The following is a 17,512-nucleotide window of genomic DNA, read 5'->3' as shown; positions in this document are numbered from 1 at the left end:
TTTGGATATTCTATAAAGCATATTGCCTATGATTTGTATGATTTGGACAAGAACAAGCAAAACAATCACAGTTTCTATCATGATATCTGTTTTAAAGCGTTCATACCCATATCTAATAGCCACATCGCCAAGCCCACCACCTCCAACTGTGCCAGCCATAGCAGAAAAGCCGATCACAACGATAAGAGTTAGGGTAAGTCCATTTATAAGGCTTGGTAAGCACTCTACAAACATCACACGAAAGATGATTTGAAGCTTACTAGCCCCATAAGATCTGGCTGCTTCTATTATGCTTTTATCAACTTCTTTTAAGGACGCTTCTATCATCTTGGCTAAAAAAGGAGCTATGCCAAGGGTTAGTGGGACTATGGTCGCTGTCGTTCCTATGCTTGTGCCTGTTATTAGGCGAGTTAGTGGCATTAGGGCTATTATAAGTATGATGAAAGGAAAAGAACGCACTATATTTACAAAAAAATCAAGCACAGCGTATGCTGTTTTATTTTCACAAAGTCCTTCTTTATCCCACACACAAAGTAAAACTCCGGGAACTATAGCCAAAACAAAGCCAAGCAAAGTTGAAACAAGGCTCATATATAAGGTCTCTATCAAGGCAGGTAGTAAAATATTATCAAAATTATTAATTAAATCGCTCATGCTAACTCCCATAAAACGCCACTTTTATCGATATACTCAAGCACCTTATCTTTGTGGTTCTCGTTTATGTTAATAACTAAATTTCCTAAGGCTATGTCATTTAGCTTTTCTATCTTGCCCCAGACTATGTTAAAATCTATATTTAATTCTCTTGCCATAGAAGTAATCACACTATTTTGCGCTACTTCTTTTGGAAAATAAAGCTTGATATTAAGCCCATTTTGAGGCAAAAAGTCATTTTCTCCTAAAAACTCTTGCATTTTAGCATTTGGCTTTAAGAAAAGCTCTTGAATTTCCCCGCTTCCTATGATCTTGCCAGCCTCAAGCAAGATAGCTTTTTTGGCTATTTCTTTAACCACTTCCATTTGATGAGTTACTAGAACTACTGTGATATTAAGCTCTTTATTGATTTGCTTGATAAGTTCAAGTATATTTTTAGTGGTGTTTGGATCAAGTGCTGAAGTAGCCTCATCGCTAAGTAAAATTTGAGGATTGAGAGTTAAAGCCCTTGCAATAGCCACTCTTTGCTTTTGTCCCCCACTTAGCTCGCTTGGATAAGATCTTGCCTTTGTGCTAAGACCCACAAGCTCTAAAAGCTCGTTAACTTTTTTTGAAATTTCACTCTTACTAAAAGAGTGCATTTGTAGGGGCATAGCTACATTTTCAAAGACGGTTTTTCTTGACATCAAAGCAAAATGCTGAAAGATCATGCCTATTTGCTTTCTTAAAGCCCTTAAATCCTTATCTTTTTTAGCAAGTTCTTTAATTTCCTTATCAAAGACTTTTAAAGAGCCTGATTGATAATCCTCAAGAGCGTTTATACAACGAAGTAGGGTGGATTTTCCAGCCCCACTATGTCCAACGATGGCAAAAATTTCGCCCTTTTTTACCTCAAGGCTGACCTCGTCTATGACAAGATCCTTGCCGTAGTATTTTTTAAGCTTATCTATCTTAATCATCTTAGCCTCTGTAATTCTTCTTCTATTTTTTCAAGCTGGATCTTTAAATTTGCTAAATTTTGCTCATTTTGAGCTAAAACTTCTTTTGGAGCATTTTTGATAAAATTTTCATTTTTTAGCATATTTTCAAGCTTATCTTTTTCTTTTCCTAGCTTTATCTTTCTTGCCTCAAGCCTTTTTATGATAGCACTAAGATCAACGCCCTCAAGTGGTATAAAGACCTTTAAATTTTCACTCACATCAGAGCTAGCCTTGTCTATATTTATTTGAGTGAATTCAAGTTCTTCGCATTTTGCAAGAGCCTTTATAAAATGCTTGTATTCTTTGATAAGCTCTTCATCGCCTCTTTCATTAAATTTAACAAAGGCCTTAGCAATCTTACTTGTGCCAAGATCTAGCAAGGCCTTAGCCCTTCTAATACTTACTATGCTTTCTATGATGAGACTAAAACGCTTTTCAGCTTTTTCATCTCTTTGGCTAAATTTAGGATACTTGCTTATCATTAAAGAATCGCTATTTTCAAGGCTGGTTGAGCTTAATTTATGATATAAATACTCGCTAATAAAGGGCATAAAAGGATTTAAAAGTCTTAAAGCCTCTTTAAAAATGCTTCCAAGCTCTTTTATACAAGCTTTTTCAGCTTTACAAAGTTCGATGCCTAAGTCACAAAACTCGTCCCAAAAAAAGCGGTAAATCGTATTTGAAGCATCGTTAAAGCGGTAGTTTTTTAAATGCTCTCTTACGTTAAAAACGCAAAGATTGAAACGAGAAAAAAGATACTTGCCAAGCTCGCTTTTAAGCTCTATTTGATCTAAATCCTCAAATTTAGGCTCATTTAAAAGTAAAAATTCGCAAGCATTATAAAGCTTATTAGTGAAATTTCTAACTTGTATAAGCTTATCACGGCTTAGCTTAATATCTCTTCCTTGAACGGCTAAAAGAGCAAGACTAAAACGCAAGATATCAGCACTAAATTCTTCTATGCTCTCATTTGGATCGATGACATTTCCAAGACTCTTGCTCATTTTTTGACCAAGCTCATCTTTTACCAAAGCGTGTAAATAAACCTCTTTAAAGGGAAGTTCATTCAAGGCTTTCGTGCTTTGAAAGAGCATTCTAGCCACCCAAAAAAAGAGTATATCAAAGCCTGTTATGAGTAAAGAATTTGGATAAAAATGCTTCAAATCATCTTTTTGCCAAAGCTTACCCTCGCCAAATTTTTCATTACCCCAGCCAAGAGTACTCATAGCCCAAAGCCCTGAGCTAAACCAAGTATCAAGCACATCTTCTTCTTGCCTTAAGTTCGAAGATCCACATTTTTCGCATTTTAAAGGGGGATTTTGGCTGGCAATTTCATTTCCACATTCACAATAATAAACAGGGATTTGATGACCCCACCAAAGCTGTCTTGAAATGCACCAGTCCTTTAAATCCCTCATCCAAGCATTGAAAGAATTGATCCAGTGAGGTGGAAAAAAGCTCATTTGTCCTAAATTTACCCTCTCAATGCTTTCTTTTGCTATCTCACTTTTGACAAAAAACTGCTTTGAGATATAAGGCTCGACTACATTTTTACAGCGATAGCAAAGCCCTATTTGGTTATTATAATCTTCTATTTTTTCAACAAAGCCCATTTTTTCAAGCTCTTTTACTATCAAGTCCCTTGCTTCTAGCCTTTCAAGTCCTTGAAAGTTCAAACAATGCTCATTTAAAATGCCCTTTTCATCAAAGATCTTTACAAAATCAAGCCTATGTCTTAGCCCAACCTCATAATCATTCATATCATGAGCTGGGGTTACTTTAACAAGACCTGTTCCAAATTCCATATCAACAGCCTCATCAGCAATGATTTCAAGCTCTTTATTCACCAAGGGTAAAAGAAGCTTTTCTCCAAGCAGGTCTTTGTATCTTTCATCTTTTGGATTGATCATCACAGCACTATCTCCAAAAAAGGTTTCAGGACGGGTGGTAGCTACTACTATATAATCTTTTCCTTCTTTTAAATTTCCAAGTTCTCCACCCTTAAAGCCGCTTTTTTTCAAAAAATATCTTAGATGATAAAGCTTGCCCTTATTTTCTTGATGCTCAACTTCTATATCACTTAAGGCTCCATCTTTAGTGCACCAATTAATCATCCTATCGCCTCTATAAATAAGCCCCTCATTATAAAGGCTCACAAAGGCTTTTTTAACCGCATTTGCAAGACCCTCATCCATAGTAAAGCGAAGCCTAGACCAAGCGGGGCTTATGCCTAAGGTTCTCATTTGATTTAAGATCTTGCCTCCGCTTTGTTCTTTCCATTTCCAAACTCTTTTGATAAATTCCTCACGCCCAAGCTCTTCTTTTTTGATACCCTCTTTTAAAAGCTCTTTTTCAACCACATTTTGAGTGGCTATTCCAGCGTGATCAAGCCCTGGTTGATAAAGGCATTTAAAGCCGTCCATTCTTTTATAGCGGGTGTAAATATCTTGCAAGCTAAAGGTTAGGGCATGTCCTATGTGAAGTACTCCTGTTACATTAGGAGGTGGCATCATTATGCAAAAGAATTTATTTTCTTCTTGGATCTTTTTATTACCATCTACTTCAAAATAGCCTCTTTGCTCGCATATCTCATAATATTTTTTTTCTATACTTTTATCATACATAAAACTAACCTTAAATTTAGTTTATAGTTGTTATTTCCAACCTTCAATATAATTTTTGAGCTTTCTACCTACTTTTGGGTGCTTAAGCTTTTTGATTGCTGAACTTTCAATTTGCCTTACTCTTTCTCTTGTTACATTAAGTTCCTTGCCGATTTCTTCTAAGGTTCTATCGCTTTCATCGTCCATAAGACCAAAACGCATTCTTATCACAGCTTTTTCTCTGTCGTTAAGTTGATCTAAAACTTCATCAATTTGTTCTTTAAGATCGTTTTTTAGGATATGATCCATAGGAGAAAGAGAAGCTCTATCTTCGACAAAGTCACCAAATTTGCCATCATCTTCATTGCCAATAGGTGCTTCAAGAGAAATAGGCTCTTTTGTGATTTTGATGACTTGTTTAACCTTATCTACACTTAAACCAACCTCTTTGGCAATGATTTGCACATCGGGTTCTTTGCCATTTTTTTGGGAGTATTCACGAATAATTTTATTGATTTGATTGATCGTTTCTATCATGTGAATAGGTATGCGAATAGTCCTTGCTTGATCAGCAATTGCCCTTGAAATAGCCTGTCTTATCCACCAAGTGGCATAGGTTGAAAATTTATAACCTCTTTTATACTCAAATTTATCAACAGCTTTCATAAGCCCTATATTGCCCTCTTGGATAAGATCTAAAAAAGGCAAACCGCGGTTAGTGTAGCGTTTAGCAATGCTTACAACAAGTCTTAAATTTGACTTTGCCATTCTGTTTTTAGCTTCATCGGAGATTTTTTTACCTCTTTTGATTTGTTCTAAAATCTCTTTTAATCTCTCCTTATCAAGATCAAAGCTTTTCTTACTTGCTTCTTTGGTTTGAAAAAGCTTTTTTATCTCCATATAAGTGCTGACCATAGTTGTTTCTAAAGCCATTTCGGTTATTTCTTCTTTACTAAGCTGAGTGATTTTTTCAAGTATGCTTGCATGACGACTTTTAAGTTCATCAGAAAACATAGGTAAGCGGTATTCAAGTCTTTTAAGCTCTTTATCAAATTCATCATCACTTTTTAAGGCTGTTTCCATTGATTTAACAATTTCGCTGATAAGTTTTGAAGTAGGACCAAGATCCATAAGTTTTTCTTTGAGTATATTTTTCTTAAAAGCTATACCAAGCTTATTTAAAAGTTCATTGCCTTCTATTTCTTTAAAATTTTGTGTGGTTTTAAGCCATTCTTTTTTTGCCTTTTCAAGAGCCTTAAATTTTTCCACCACCTTAAGAGTTCTTTCATCTTCTTTTTTATTGTTAACCTTTTTAGCTTTTTTTTCTAGTTTTATATTATTTTTATTTTCTGAATTTTCCTCATCTTCTCCATCAAATTCTAAATCCTCATCTTCTCCATCAAATTCTAAATCCTCATCAGTGCTATCATCATTTTTATCTTCATCTTCAAAGCTTTTAAAAAGCTCTTTTACTCGTCTTTCTCGGTTAATCAAAGGTTCGCGATAATCTAATATAAAATCAATCAAATACGGCACAGAGCAAAAAGCATCGATGATAATATCTTCTCCAAGTTCGATTTTTTTGGAAATTTCTATTTCTTCATCTTTATTTAAAAGTAAAATTTGTCCCATTTCTCTAAGATACATACGAACAGGAGAATCGCTTCTACTCCACTCGAGCAAGTCATTATCTCCAGCCAAGTCAAATTCATTTTCTAAACTTAGATCCTGAAGTTTTTTCTTTTCTTCTTGGAGTTTTTTAGCATCTTCTATATTTTGCATTTTAGCTATCTCGGCTGAAGAAAAAATCTTGACCTTATATTTTTTACATAAAGAATCGATTTTTTTTGCGGTATTTATACCCGGTGTTTTTGGTAAAAATTTAACTAATTTTTCATAAGTAATATAATCTTTCGCATTACTTTGAAAATACTCTTCAAGTTCTTTTTCTGTTTTTTTGCTTGTGAATTCAGGCATGGCATTCCTTTTAAGAGTTTTTCTGTTTGAAAAGTAGCAGGTCTAAGATTTTATCTTTTTTTATATTAAAAATTTATTAAATTAATGAAAATTAGTCTATAATTTTATAGGTAAAAAAAGTTGGAACGCTTTATGCTTAATCTTGCTGAAATATTGAAATTATAGGTGAAAAACATGCAAAATGGATATTATCAAGCCACTGGTGGCATGGTTACGCAATTTAATCGCTTAGATGTGATCACGAATAACCTAGCTAATGTCAATACAAGTGGCTATAAAAAAGATGATGTTGTCATTGCTGATTTTAAAAGGATTTTTAGAGAAGTTCAAGATGAACTACCTATACAAAATCATACAAGAGATGCTTCAAGATTTGTTAATACAACGATTGACCGTGTGCCTCAAATCAGTCAAACTTACACTGATTTTAGTACAGGTTCTTTAAAGCATACAAATAATTCTTTAGATATGGCAATGGTTAGAGAAGATACCTTTTATCTTGTTAAGACAAATAACGGCGAGGTAAGACTGAGTAAAGATGGAAATTTTCAACTTGATAGCGATGGCTTTTTGGTTAATAAACAAGGTTATAGGGTCTTAAGTAGTAATTATTTTAACAATCCTGATACAGACGGCATAAGGATTAATCCAAATTCAGTCTTTGTTAATGCAGATAAAAATGGAAATATTAGCGTTGATAATGTTCCAAATGCAAGACTTTTTATTGCTCAGGTTGATGATTTAAGAGCCTTAGAAAAAGATGGGGATAATGTTTATAGGATAGATGATTTAACAAGAATTCGCGATCTTGAAAACTCAAATTCAGTTAGACAGGGTTATTCTCAAGGTTCAAATGTTAATTTGGTTCTTGAAATGACAGGACTTATAGAAGCAAATCGCATGGTTGAAATGTATCAAAAGGTGATGAGTTCTCATATGGACGATCTTAATCAAGAAGCTATTTCTAAGCTTGCAAGTACAAATTAAATAAAGGATAAAAAATGATTCGATCACTTCACACTGCAGCGACAGGTATGATCGCTCAGCAAACTCAAATCGATGTAACCTCAAACAATATCGCTAATGTGAATACAGCAGGTTTTAAAAAATCAAGGGCTGAATTTGCTGATTTGTTTTATCAAACCATGAAATATGCAGGAACTTCAACTTCAGCCACAACACTTTCTCCATCAGGTATAGAAGTAGGGCTTGGGGTTAGAGCTACAGCTACGACAAAGATTTTTTCTACCGGTTCTTTTAAAAGCACGAGTACAGACGGCTTTGATATGGCTATTGAGGGTAATGGCTTTTTTCAAATTCAACTTCCTGATGGCACTACAGGCTATACGAGAAATGGACAATTTACCCTTGATGCAGATGGCAATGTTGTAACAAGCGAGGGTTATTTACTTATACCTCAAATCACTGTTCCAGAAGGTTCTCAATATCCTAGTGTTGCTAAAGACGGCACTGTTTCTGTTATGCTAGCAGGCGAAACAGAACAAACACAGATCGGTCAAATCGAGCTTGCAAATTTCATTAATCCAGCAGGGCTTCATTCAATGGGGGAAAATCTCTATCTTGAAACAGGTTCAAGTGGTGCTCCTGTTGTGGGTATCCCTAATGAAAATGGCATGGGAGCTATTAGACATGGTTTTGTCGAGATGTCAAATGTCCAACTTGTTGAAGAAATGACTGATCTTATAACAGGACAAAGAGCGTATGAAGCTGGTTCAAAGGCGATTACAACAAGTGATGAAATGCTTTCAATAGTTAATCAACTCAAGCGATAAACAACCTGAAGCCAAATAGGCTTTAGGTTCTTAAAAAATTTATCTCTTTTTTATAAAAATACCCTATAATTACAAAAAATTTTATCCAAGACATAATGATGAACGAACTCATTTTACTGGGCTTTTTATGCCTTTTTGCTTTGATAGTTTGTATTTTGTGGTTTAAAAATAAGCAACTCATTCAAATTTTAACGCAAAATAAAGAACTACTTTTTAAACTCAACCTAGAACTTGATACAACAAAAACTTTTTTAGAACAAGAAAAAGAACGATTAAATACCTTAAAAAAAGATCATGAAAGCATGATTAAAAATTTAGAAGAAAAACACCAAAAAGAAAAGAAAGAATTAAAATTAGAAAATCAAAATACTTTAGAAAAAGTAGAGCAGAATTATCAAGAAAATTTGCAATTTCAAGAAAAAAAATATCAAGAACTCTTAGAAAAAACAGAAGAAAAAATGAAGTTAAATTTAAAAGAGCAAAATGAGAAAATTTTAAATCAAAATAAACTTATGCTCAATGAAGATAGCAAGAAAATTTTAGATGAAATTTTTAAGCCTATCAAGGAAAAGGTCGAGGAGTACTCTAAAAATTTATTGCAAAATGAAAGTGTTTTAAAAACAAATATAGAAAATGTTTTTAAATATAGTCAAAATATGAGTGAAAATGCTGAAAAATTAAGCAAAATTTTAAAAGGAGAAAAAAAGCTTCGTGGAAATTTTGCAGAACTTCAACTTAAAAGCGTCTTAGAGCATAGTGGCTTGATAGAAAATGAACAATACCAAATGCAAGCACATTTTAAGGACGAAGATAAAAGTTTTTACCCTGATGCTGTTGTGTATTTGGATAAAGATAAGTGCATTGTTATTGATTCTAAATTTTCCTTACCTAATGACTTTGAAATTCATGAAAATAGCATAGATGAAAGAATTTGTCTTCAGCTTGCTAACAATCTTAAAGCTAGGATAGATGAGCTTTCTAGGAAGCCTTATCAGAAATTTTCTTCTTTTACTTATGAATACACCTTGCTTTTTATACCTTATAGCAATATCTTAGACCTTGCCTTAAGCGCTGATAATACGCTTTATCAATACGCCTATTCTAAAAATATTTATCTTACAACCCCTCACACGCTTTTTATGGCTTTAAAAACGATAAATATCACTTGGACTCATATACAAAGCGATGATAGAGTGCAAAAAGCTTTCGAGGAATTGGGTAAATTTTTTGATAAATTTGTGGGTTTTTGTGATGATTTTGAATCCTTTAAAAAAAGCTTAAACTCTTTAAATTCTAGCTTTGAAAAAATGCAAACAAAGCTTATTAAAGGAAGTGGAAATTTAGCTTCTAGATTTCAAAACCTCAAAGAACTTGGAGCAAAAACTTCCAAAAGTATTCAACTTCATTTCGAGCAAAATGATTTGGCAAAACTTGAGGAGATAAAGGAAAATATTTCTTCCTTAGAGCTTAAAAGTCCAAAAGATTAATATTTTAAACTTTTTTATTAAGATTAAAAGCCTTATTTTGCTTATATTTAAACAAAATTTCAGCTAATTTTCATTAAAATGCAAGGTTTATTTTACATTAATGAAAGGAATTACTGTGCCAACCATAAATCAATTGGTTAGAAAAGAGCGCAAAAAAGTTTTAGAAAAGTCTAAATCTCCAGCGCTTAAAAATTGTCCTCAAAGAAGGGGAGTTTGCACCAGAGTTTATACAACAACTCCTAAAAAACCAAACTCAGCCTTAAGAAAAGTTGCCAAAGTAAGACTTACTAGTGGCTTTGAAGTCATCAGCTATATAGGCGGTGAGGGCCATAATCTCCAAGAACACAGCATTGTTTTAGTGCGTGGAGGTAGGGTTAAAGACTTACCGGGTGTGAAGTATCACATAGTGCGTGGTGCTTTAGATACAGCAGGTGTTGCAAAAAGAACAGTTTCTCGTTCTAAATACGGTGCTAAAAAACCTAAAGCAGGTACTGCGAAGTAAATTCGCAAAACAGACAAATCCTAGATTTGATTTTGTTTGAGTAAAATTTAAAATTTGAAGGAAAAATAATGAGAAGAAGAAAAGCTCCGGTAAGAGAAGTCTTGCCTGATCCGATTTATGGTAACAAAGTAATCACAAAATTCATTAATTCTTTGATGTATGATGGCAAAAAAAGCACAGCTACAAGCATTATGTATGGTGCTTTAGAAGCTATTGACAAAAAAAATGGCGAAAAAAAAGGCATTGATATCTTTAATGATGCGATTGAAAATATCAAACCTTTGCTTGAGGTAAAGTCTCGCCGTGTAGGTGGGGCTACTTATCAAGTGCCTGTTGAGGTTCGTCCTGCTAGACAGCAAGCTTTGGCTATTCGCTGGATCATTTCTTTTGCAAGAAAAAGAAGCGAAAGAACTATGATAGATAAGCTCGCAGGCGAATTGCTTGACGCTGCAAATTCAAAAGGTGCTTCCTTTAAGAAAAAAGAAGATACTTATAAAATGGCTGAAGCAAATAAAGCATTTGCTCATTATCGCTGGTAAGAAGGAGCTAAGATGTCAAGAAGTACTCCTTTAAAAAGGGTTAGAAATATCGGTATCGCAGCTCACATCGACGCTGGTAAAACAACTACGAGTGAGAGAATTTTATTTTTCACCGGAATGAGCCATAAGATAGGCGAGGTGCATGATGGTGCTGCTACTATGGACTGGATGGAGCAGGAAAAAGAAAGAGGTATTACCATAACTTCAGCTGCTACAACTTGTTTTTGGAAAGATCATCAAATCAATCTTATAGACACCCCAGGGCATGTGGATTTTACAATCGAAGTAGAAAGATCTATGCGTGTTTTAGATGGTGCTGTGGCTGTTTTTTGCTCTGTTGGTGGGGTTCAACCACAAAGTGAGACCGTTTGGAGACAAGCAAATAAATACGGCGTTCCAAGGATAGTTTTTGTTAATAAAATGGATAGAATCGGTGCAAATTTCTTTAGTGTCGAGGATCAAATTCGCAACCGCCTTAAAGCAAATCCTGTGCCTTTACAAATTCCTATTGGTGCTGAGGATAATTTCAAAGGTGTGATCGATCTTATCACTATGAAAGCTTTGGTGTGGGAAGATGAGAGCAAGCCGACTGATTATGTTGAAAAAGAACTTCCAGCCGAGCTTAAAGAAAAGGCTGAAGAATACCGCACAAAGCTTATCGAAGCCGTTTCTGAAACTAGCGATGAGCTTATGGAAAAATATTTAGGCGGAGAAGAGCTTAGCATAGAAGAAATTAGAGCAGGCATTAAAGCAGGTTGCTTAAGCCTTAGTATGATCCCTATGCTTTGTGGAACAGCTTTTAAAAACAAAGGTGTTCAGCCTTTGCTTGATGCAGTTATTGCGTATTTACCAGCTCCTGATGAGGTAGCTGACATTAAAGGCGAGTATGAAGATGGCAAGGAAGCTTCTGTAAAATCGACTGATGAAGGCGAATTTGCCGGACTTGCATTTAAAATCATGACCGATCCATTCGTAGGACAACTTACCTTCGTTCGTGTTTATAGAGGAAGCTTAGAAAGTGGTTCTTATGCTTATAATTCAACGAAAGATAAAAAAGAAAGAATAGGTCGTCTTTTAAAAATGCACTCAAACAAAAGGGAAGAGATTAAAGTCCTTTATGCTGGAGAAATCGGTGCTGTAGTGGGTCTTAAGGACACTTTAACAGGGGATACCTTAGCAAGTGAAAAAGATAGGGTGATTTTGGAAAGAATGGATTTTCCTGATCCTGTTATTAGCGTTGCGGTTGAGCCTAAAACTAAGGCTGATCAAGAGAAAATGTCCATTGCGCTAAATAAACTAGCCCAAGAAGATCCAAGCTTTAGAGTAAGCACAGATGAGGAAAGCGGACAAACTATCATCTCAGGTATGGGCGAACTTCACTTAGAAATCATCGTAGATAGAATGCTTCGTGAATTTAAGGTTGAAGCTGAAGTAGGGCAACCTCAAGTTGCTTACCGCGAAACCATAAGAAAAAGCGTTGAGCAAGAATACAAATACGCTAAGCAATCAGGCGGACGCGGTCAATACGGACATGTGTTCTTGAGACTTGAGCCTTTGGAGCCTGGTTCTGGTTATGAGTTTGTAAATGACATTAAAGGTGGGGTTGTGCCAAAAGAGTATGTCCCAGCTGTAGATAAAGGCATACAAGAAGCCTTGCAAAATGGTGTTTTGGCTGGTTATCCTGTAGAAGATGTAAAGGTTACTCTTTATGATGGAAGCTATCATGAGGTTGATTCTTCTGAAATGGCCTTTAAACTTGCTGCTTCTATGGGCTTTAAAGAAGGTGCTAGAAAGGCTGGGGCTGTAATACTTGAGCCTATGATGAAGGTTGAGGTTGAAACTCCTGAGGATTATATGGGCGATGTGATAGGTGATCTTAATAAAAGACGCGGACAGGTTAATTCAATGGACGAAAGAGGCGGAAATAAAATCATCACAGCATTTTGTCCTTTGGCTGAGATGTTTGGTTATTCAACAGATCTTAGAAGCCAAACTCAGGGGCGTGCGACTTATTCTATGGAATTTGATCATTATGATGAAGTTCCTAAAAATGTGAGTGAAGAAATCATCAAAAAACGCAACGGCTAATTAAGCCAAATTTACGGCGAGGAAATTTCCTCGCCAAATTGCTGTCCTCGTAGCTCAGCAGGATAGAGCGCAAAATTCCTAATTTTGAGGCCGTGAGTTCGAATCTCGCCGTGGACACCATTTATTATTTTATTTTTTTATCTTTCGTGTAAATTTCATAAAATTTAAGTTTCTTTGAAAACTGAAAATAAATCTTAAAAAAATCCCTTTTCAATTTAAAATAAATTTAATATTAAAAGCTATAATCTCCACGATGAAAAAGCTTATATTATTTATACTTTTGATATTTTTGTTTGCTTGTTCTAAAAAACAGGAGCAAATACAACAACGCACTTGGAAAAATTATGATAAAAATATCAGCAAAATGACAAAGTCCTTTAAAGATGAGGCTGATTTTCAAGATATGCTTAATGCTTCTTTGGCTGGACTTTTAGAAAGAGGTAATAGCGAGGATAAAACTATAAGTTATGTGGATTATGCTTCTCAAAATTTAAAGATAGAAAATATCAATCTCCTTTTTGAAGATGAAAAAAGTTCCTTAATGTTTCAAAAAGAGATTTTTATCAATAATAATTTTGTAAATTACTCAGGTGGGCTTGTAAATCGTCTTGAGCTTGGAAAAGGTTTTATTTTTGGCGTAAATGGATTTTTAGATAAATATGAAGAAAGAGAGATTTCAAGCTATGGCGGAGAGCTTGGTTTTGGCGAGTTTTTTAAAGCCTATACAAATACTTATTATATAGAAGAGGAAAACAAAGGAAACACTCAAGTAGGAATGTCCTTTGTCTTGCCAAAATACAAAGCTTTGGGGCTTGATCTTAGTGTGGATAAAGAAAAGACAAATTATACGCTTCATTATGCACCCTATAAGGTCTTTAACATAGCTTTAAGTAAGAAAAAATTTAATGATCCGCTTGCCAAAGACTTAGACTATATCTTTTTAGGCTTTGAGTTTAACTACTATAAGAGTATTTTTAAGCAACTTCATAAAAGTGATTATTTTGAAGAGGTTAATCGCTACGATTTTCTTAAACGAAAGTATTATTGAGCTTTAAGTAGGGCGTTGATTTGTGTGATAAAATCAAGAGGATCGACTTGAGTTCCATTTACAAAAAAACCAAAATGCAAATGTGCTCCAGTAACTCTGCCACTTGCTCCACTTAATCCTATAACTTGTCCTTTTTTTACCTTATCTCCGGGTTTGACCTCAAGCTTACTAAGATGATAATACTGAGTAAAAATTTTATATCCATGATCGATAATGATACTTTTGCCAGCATAGTATCTATCCTTTGCTAAAGAAACTATACCATCATTTGCAGCAAGTATAGGTGTGCCTGTGCTTGCCCTAAAATCAGTCCCACCATGATAGCTTGAAAGTGTGCCATTAAAAAGCCTTGCGTTGCCAAAAGCACTTGTGATGACTGAATTTAAGGGTTGGATAAATTCTTCAAAAAATAGTTTTTCTTTCGTATATCTTGCATATACGGCATTAGCTTCATCAAGTTCGGTTTTGATCCTTTGTAAAACTTCTTTTGGAGGAGAAATTTTGTTTTTAGCTACTTGTAAATTTTCTTTAGGATAATCTCCTTCCAAGCCCTTAATGTCATAGTTTAAAATTTTATCCGTATAAATGATCTTAAGTTTGGCTTTTTTTAAAGGTTTTTTATAAGGCGAAGTAAGGATAAATAAAACTTCGTTTGGTTTTGTTGGGTGGGGAAAGAAATTTTGTTTTTTGTCATTAAGCCTGATTTCTTTAAGATTTATACTATCAAAGCTTAAAACTAAGGCTTTACCCTTGATAATGCTTAGTTCTTCAGCATAAAGCAAATAAAAAGAAAAAATAAAAAAGATAATAAATTTTTTCATAGGCTTAACTCTTTAATATCAGCGACTTTTAAGAAGGCTTGATAAATTTGAAAGATCAAGGCTTGACGATTTTTCTTTAGTTTTTCATCTTTGTCATTGATCATAACCTTATCAAAAAATGAGTCAATTTGAGGCTTTAAGGCAAATAAGCCTTGTAAAAGATCAAAGGCTTTAGCATTTAGATCGCATTGCATAAAAGCTTTAAAAAGGGCTTTTTCTTCATCTTGAACAAAAAGTTTTTCATCGACCTTATCATGAGTGATTGAAGCGATATTTGCAAGTCTTTTAAAGGTGGCAAAATCTTGCATAAAATCAGCCTTTTTGCTAAGCTTTATCAAGGCTTTTATACTATCATCTAAGAATATAAGATCATAATTTTTAGAAAAAAGTGCTGATTTGACAAAAGAAGCATTGACTTCATAAAGAGGATACAATCTTTCCAAAATAAAATCAAGCAATATTTGAGTATCAAATTTTTTATAAAGCTTCGAACTTTCATCTAAAAGTGCTTTAAGATCAAAATGAATACCTAAATTTAGTATGATCTTAATCACACCATTTGCAGCACGCCTTAAAGCATAGGGATCTTTTGTTCCACTAGGGATTTTTCCTATGCTAAAAAGTCCTAGCAAGGTATCTAGTTTTGTAGCTAGGGCTACTATACTTGAAAACTGAGAACTTGGAAGTGCGCTTTTGTCTGAATTTGGCAAATACTGCTCTTTGATAGCAAGGCAAATTTCATCTTTAAAACCCTCTGCCTTAGCATAGTAAGCTCCCATGATCCCTTGTAAATTTGTAAATTCATACACCATTTGCGTGCATAAATCAGCCTTGGCATACTCAAGAGCTGTCAAAATATCATCTATGCAGTTGATTTGATAAATTTTACAAAGTAGGGTAGCGATTTGCTTTTCTCTATCAACCTTATCTCTCATCGTGCCTAAGCCATCTAGATACTGCATTTTAGAAATTTTACTAGGATTTAGCTTTTCCTTAAGATCGTTTTGGTAAAAAAACATTGCATCACTAAGTCTAGCCCTTAATACTCTTTCATTTCCAGCGATGATTTGTGTGTTATCTTTACATATAGCATTGCTTACAACCACGAAATGATTGCTAAGTTTTTGTTCATTAAATACAGCAAAATAGCGTTGATTTTCACGCATAGAAGTAATGATTACTTCGCTTGGAATTTCCAAAAATTCTTTTTCAAAACTTCCCAAAAGAGCATTTGGATACTCAGTAATAGCCACAACTTCATCTAAAAGCTCTTCATCATCTCCTATAATAAGAGAATTTTTTGAGCAAAGTTGTTTAAAATCATCAAGGATCTTAGCTCTTCTTTTTTGAGGATCAAGGATAACAAAGTTTTTTTCTAAGAGTTCAAAATACTCTGAAGCTATCTTAAATTCCAAAGCTTCATAGCTTACGCTTCTATGAACAAAGGTTTTTTTAGCGCTTTTCACTCCATAAGCACTAAATTCAACCAAGTCTTCGCCTAAAATACAAACTATACTTCTTATAGCACGGATAAACTCAAATTCTCCATTTCCCCAACGCATAGTTTTTCCAAAATTTAAGCTTTGCAGCCATTCTTCTATCATCTTAGGTAAAACTTCACTACTTTTTAAGCCTTGAATTTTACTTTGATGATATAAAACCTCCTTGCCCTTGATTTCTTTAAATTGAAGTTCATTTTCTGTGATACCAGCTTTTTGTAAAAAACTTTTTGCAGCAGGGCTTAATTTTCCGTCCTTAAAGGCTATTTCTTTAGGAGCGCCGATATGTTCAACCATGCTATCTTCTTGCTTTTCTTTGAAATTTTCATGAAAAAGCACAAGTCTTCTTGGAGTGTAAAAAAATTCAAATTCGCTTTGCAAGTGATATTTTTCTAAAAGCTCTTTCCATTTAGGTTTGATATGTTTTAGTTCTTTAAGCAAGGGTAGGGCAGGTAGCTCTTCTACGCCAATTTCTATAAGTAGGGTATTTTGCATAGTCTCTTCTTTGTAAATTTAGTTTCTAGGCTTGTATTTTAGCTATTTTTCTTTAAAAAAATCCTAAATTTAAGCATCTAAAACCAAATCAAGCTTTTTAATCAACTCTTTATAGTCTCTAAATTCATCTTCTAAAGCTTCTTTTTGTCCCCATTTTGCGTGAAAATAAGGCACTTTAGCATTAAAAGCTGCTAATCTATCTTTTTGGCTATCTCCTACAAAAATAGTTTTTTTAAACCTAGCTTCATCTTTGATCAAAGTGATCATCATGGGATTTGGCTTTGGTTCTATGCCTAAGCTCACACCTAAAATTTTATCAAAAAAATGCACAATGTCATGTTTTTTGAGAATTTCAAGTAAAGAACTTTGTGGGGCATTTGTGGCTATAGCAAGATAGCAATTTTTTCTTTTAAGATAAGCAAGGGTTTCTTTTATGCCCTCATACAAAATAACGCTTTGTTGATAGTGTTTAATGAAGTATTTTTCAAAACCATCTTTAAAGCTACTTTGTTCAAAATCATCTATATCATAAAGGATCTTAGCCCAGTCTTTACCCGGAGTATTGATGGTTTGCATGATAAAATCATGTTCTAAGCTTTTTAAATTTAAATCTTTTCTTATTTCATTTACCGCTTCGCATATGGCATTAGCACTATTAATAAGCGTTCCGTCCATATCAAAAATCACATTGATCATTCATAGTCCTTGTGTAAATTTTTATGTTTTTCTTTTTTATAACTTTGGCTTTTTTTGAGCTTGTCTAGGGCATTGACCTTATTTAAAAGCTCTTCTTTGCTAAAAGAAAAGCTAAGGCAGTCATTAACGAAATTTAAAAGTTCCTTTGTGTAGCTTGAATTAAGCTCAGTAGCAGGTATTTTATCAAAATTTTGTGCATTTTTTAAGAGTCTTTGCTTGAAAAGCTCTTCATCAAAATCCTCTCTTTTTAAAGCATTTCTAGCTGTGCTTGTAAATTTTTCTAGGCTTCTTAGATAGCGAATGCGGTTAAATTTCTCGTCGTTTTTCAAA

14 protein-coding genes, 1 tRNA gene and 1 pseudogene are annotated in these 17,512 nt (G+C 34.1%); 8 read left to right on the top strand and 8 right to left on the bottom strand.

The genetic code is table 11. The features are described 5' to 3' along the window. The 4 genes and pseudogenes from DMB92_RS03235 to rpoD all read right to left on the bottom strand — a co-directional run. Positions 1–636: pseudogene (locus DMB92_RS03235) on the bottom strand (methionine ABC transporter permease); the annotation flags it as partial. Positions 637–650: 14 nt separating this feature from the next. Next, a complete protein-coding gene (locus tag DMB92_RS03230; protein ID WP_142681627.1) occupies positions 651–1,613 on the bottom strand; it encodes a methionine ABC transporter ATP-binding protein in 963 nt (320 codons plus the stop codon). Further along, entirely contained in the window at positions 1,610–4,258 is a 2,649-nt protein-coding gene (locus tag DMB92_RS03225; RefSeq protein WP_142681626.1) for a valine--tRNA ligase, read from the bottom strand. The genes DMB92_RS03230 and DMB92_RS03225 overlap by 4 nt, the downstream gene beginning before the upstream one ends. 30 nt (positions 4,259–4,288) lie before the next feature. After that, entirely contained in the window at positions 4,289–6,214 is a 1,926-nt protein-coding gene (rpoD, locus tag DMB92_RS03220; protein ID WP_142681625.1) for an RNA polymerase sigma factor RpoD, read from the bottom strand. Positions 6,215–6,388: 174 nt separating this feature from the next. Here rpoD and DMB92_RS03215 point away from each other — a divergent pair, with 174 nt between their 5' ends. From DMB92_RS03215 to DMB92_RS03180, 8 genes are all read left to right on the top strand, one after another. After that, positions 6,389–7,201 carry a flagellar hook-basal body protein gene (locus tag DMB92_RS03215; protein ID WP_142681624.1) on the top strand — a complete coding sequence of 271 codons (813 nt, stop codon included), beginning with the start codon at positions 6,389–6,391 and terminating at the stop codon, positions 7,199–7,201. A 14-nt stretch (positions 7,202–7,215) separates the two neighbouring features. Beyond that, positions 7,216–8,007, top strand: coding sequence for a flagellar basal-body rod protein FlgG (flgG, locus tag DMB92_RS03210; protein WP_142681623.1), 792 nt, complete (start codon positions 7,216–7,218; stop codon positions 8,005–8,007). Positions 8,008–8,105: 98 nt separating this feature from the next. Further along, complete coding sequence (rmuC, locus tag DMB92_RS03205; RefSeq protein WP_142681622.1) at positions 8,106–9,494, top strand: DNA recombination protein RmuC; 1,389 nt, start codon at positions 8,106–8,108, stop codon at positions 9,492–9,494. Between the two features lie 115 nt (positions 9,495–9,609). Then, positions 9,610–9,996, top strand: coding sequence for a 30S ribosomal protein S12 (rpsL, locus tag DMB92_RS03200; RefSeq protein ID WP_142681797.1), 387 nt, complete (start codon positions 9,610–9,612; stop codon positions 9,994–9,996). Positions 9,997–10,064: 68 nt separating this feature from the next. Then, positions 10,065–10,535 (top strand): 30S ribosomal protein S7, encoded by a 471-nt coding sequence (gene rpsG / locus DMB92_RS03195; protein WP_142681621.1) that lies wholly within the window; start codon positions 10,065–10,067, stop codon positions 10,533–10,535. A gap of 12 nt (positions 10,536–10,547) precedes the next feature. Then, the gene (gene fusA / locus DMB92_RS03190; protein ID WP_142681620.1) at positions 10,548–12,623 is read left to right on the top strand and encodes an elongation factor G; all 2,076 of its coding nucleotides are present in this window, start codon (positions 10,548–10,550) and stop codon (positions 12,621–12,623) included. Between the two features lie 43 nt (positions 12,624–12,666). Next, positions 12,667–12,743, top strand: a tRNA-Arg gene (locus tag DMB92_RS03185). Positions 12,744–12,876: 133 nt separating this feature from the next. Next, the gene (locus tag DMB92_RS03180) at positions 12,877–13,671 is read left to right on the top strand and encodes a hypothetical protein (RefSeq protein WP_142681619.1); all 795 of its coding nucleotides are present in this window, start codon (positions 12,877–12,879) and stop codon (positions 13,669–13,671) included. On the opposite strand, the gene DMB92_RS03175 is transcribed toward DMB92_RS03180, so the two are convergent. The 4 genes from DMB92_RS03175 to DMB92_RS03160 form a co-directional block, all read right to left on the bottom strand. Beyond that, positions 13,665–14,492, bottom strand: coding sequence for a M23 family metallopeptidase (locus DMB92_RS03175; protein ID WP_142681618.1), 828 nt, complete (start codon positions 14,490–14,492; stop codon positions 13,665–13,667). The genes DMB92_RS03180 and DMB92_RS03175 overlap by 7 nt on opposite strands. Further along, the gene (gene glyS / locus DMB92_RS03170) at positions 14,489–16,486 is read right to left on the bottom strand and encodes a glycine--tRNA ligase subunit beta (RefSeq protein WP_142681617.1); all 1,998 of its coding nucleotides are present in this window, start codon (positions 16,484–16,486) and stop codon (positions 14,489–14,491) included. The genes DMB92_RS03175 and glyS overlap by 4 nt, the downstream gene beginning before the upstream one ends. A gap of 69 nt (positions 16,487–16,555) precedes the next feature. Next, positions 16,556–17,182: an HAD family hydrolase gene (locus tag DMB92_RS03165; RefSeq protein WP_142681616.1), complete on the bottom strand. Its 627-nt coding sequence runs from the start codon at positions 17,180–17,182 to the stop codon at positions 16,556–16,558. After that, positions 17,179–17,511, bottom strand: coding sequence for a hypothetical protein (locus tag DMB92_RS03160; RefSeq protein ID WP_142681615.1), 333 nt, complete (start codon positions 17,509–17,511; stop codon positions 17,179–17,181). Before DMB92_RS03160 ends, DMB92_RS03165 begins: the two co-directional genes overlap by 4 nt. Between the last annotated feature and the right edge of the window lies 1 nt (position 17,512).

Source organism: Campylobacter sp. MIT 99-7217, assembly GCF_006864365.1.
Classification (GTDB): Bacteria; Campylobacterota; Campylobacteria; order Campylobacterales; family Campylobacteraceae; genus Campylobacter_D.
Note: the sequence above shows the minus strand (reverse complement) of the source record. Positions and strands in the feature narration are given on the sequence as shown.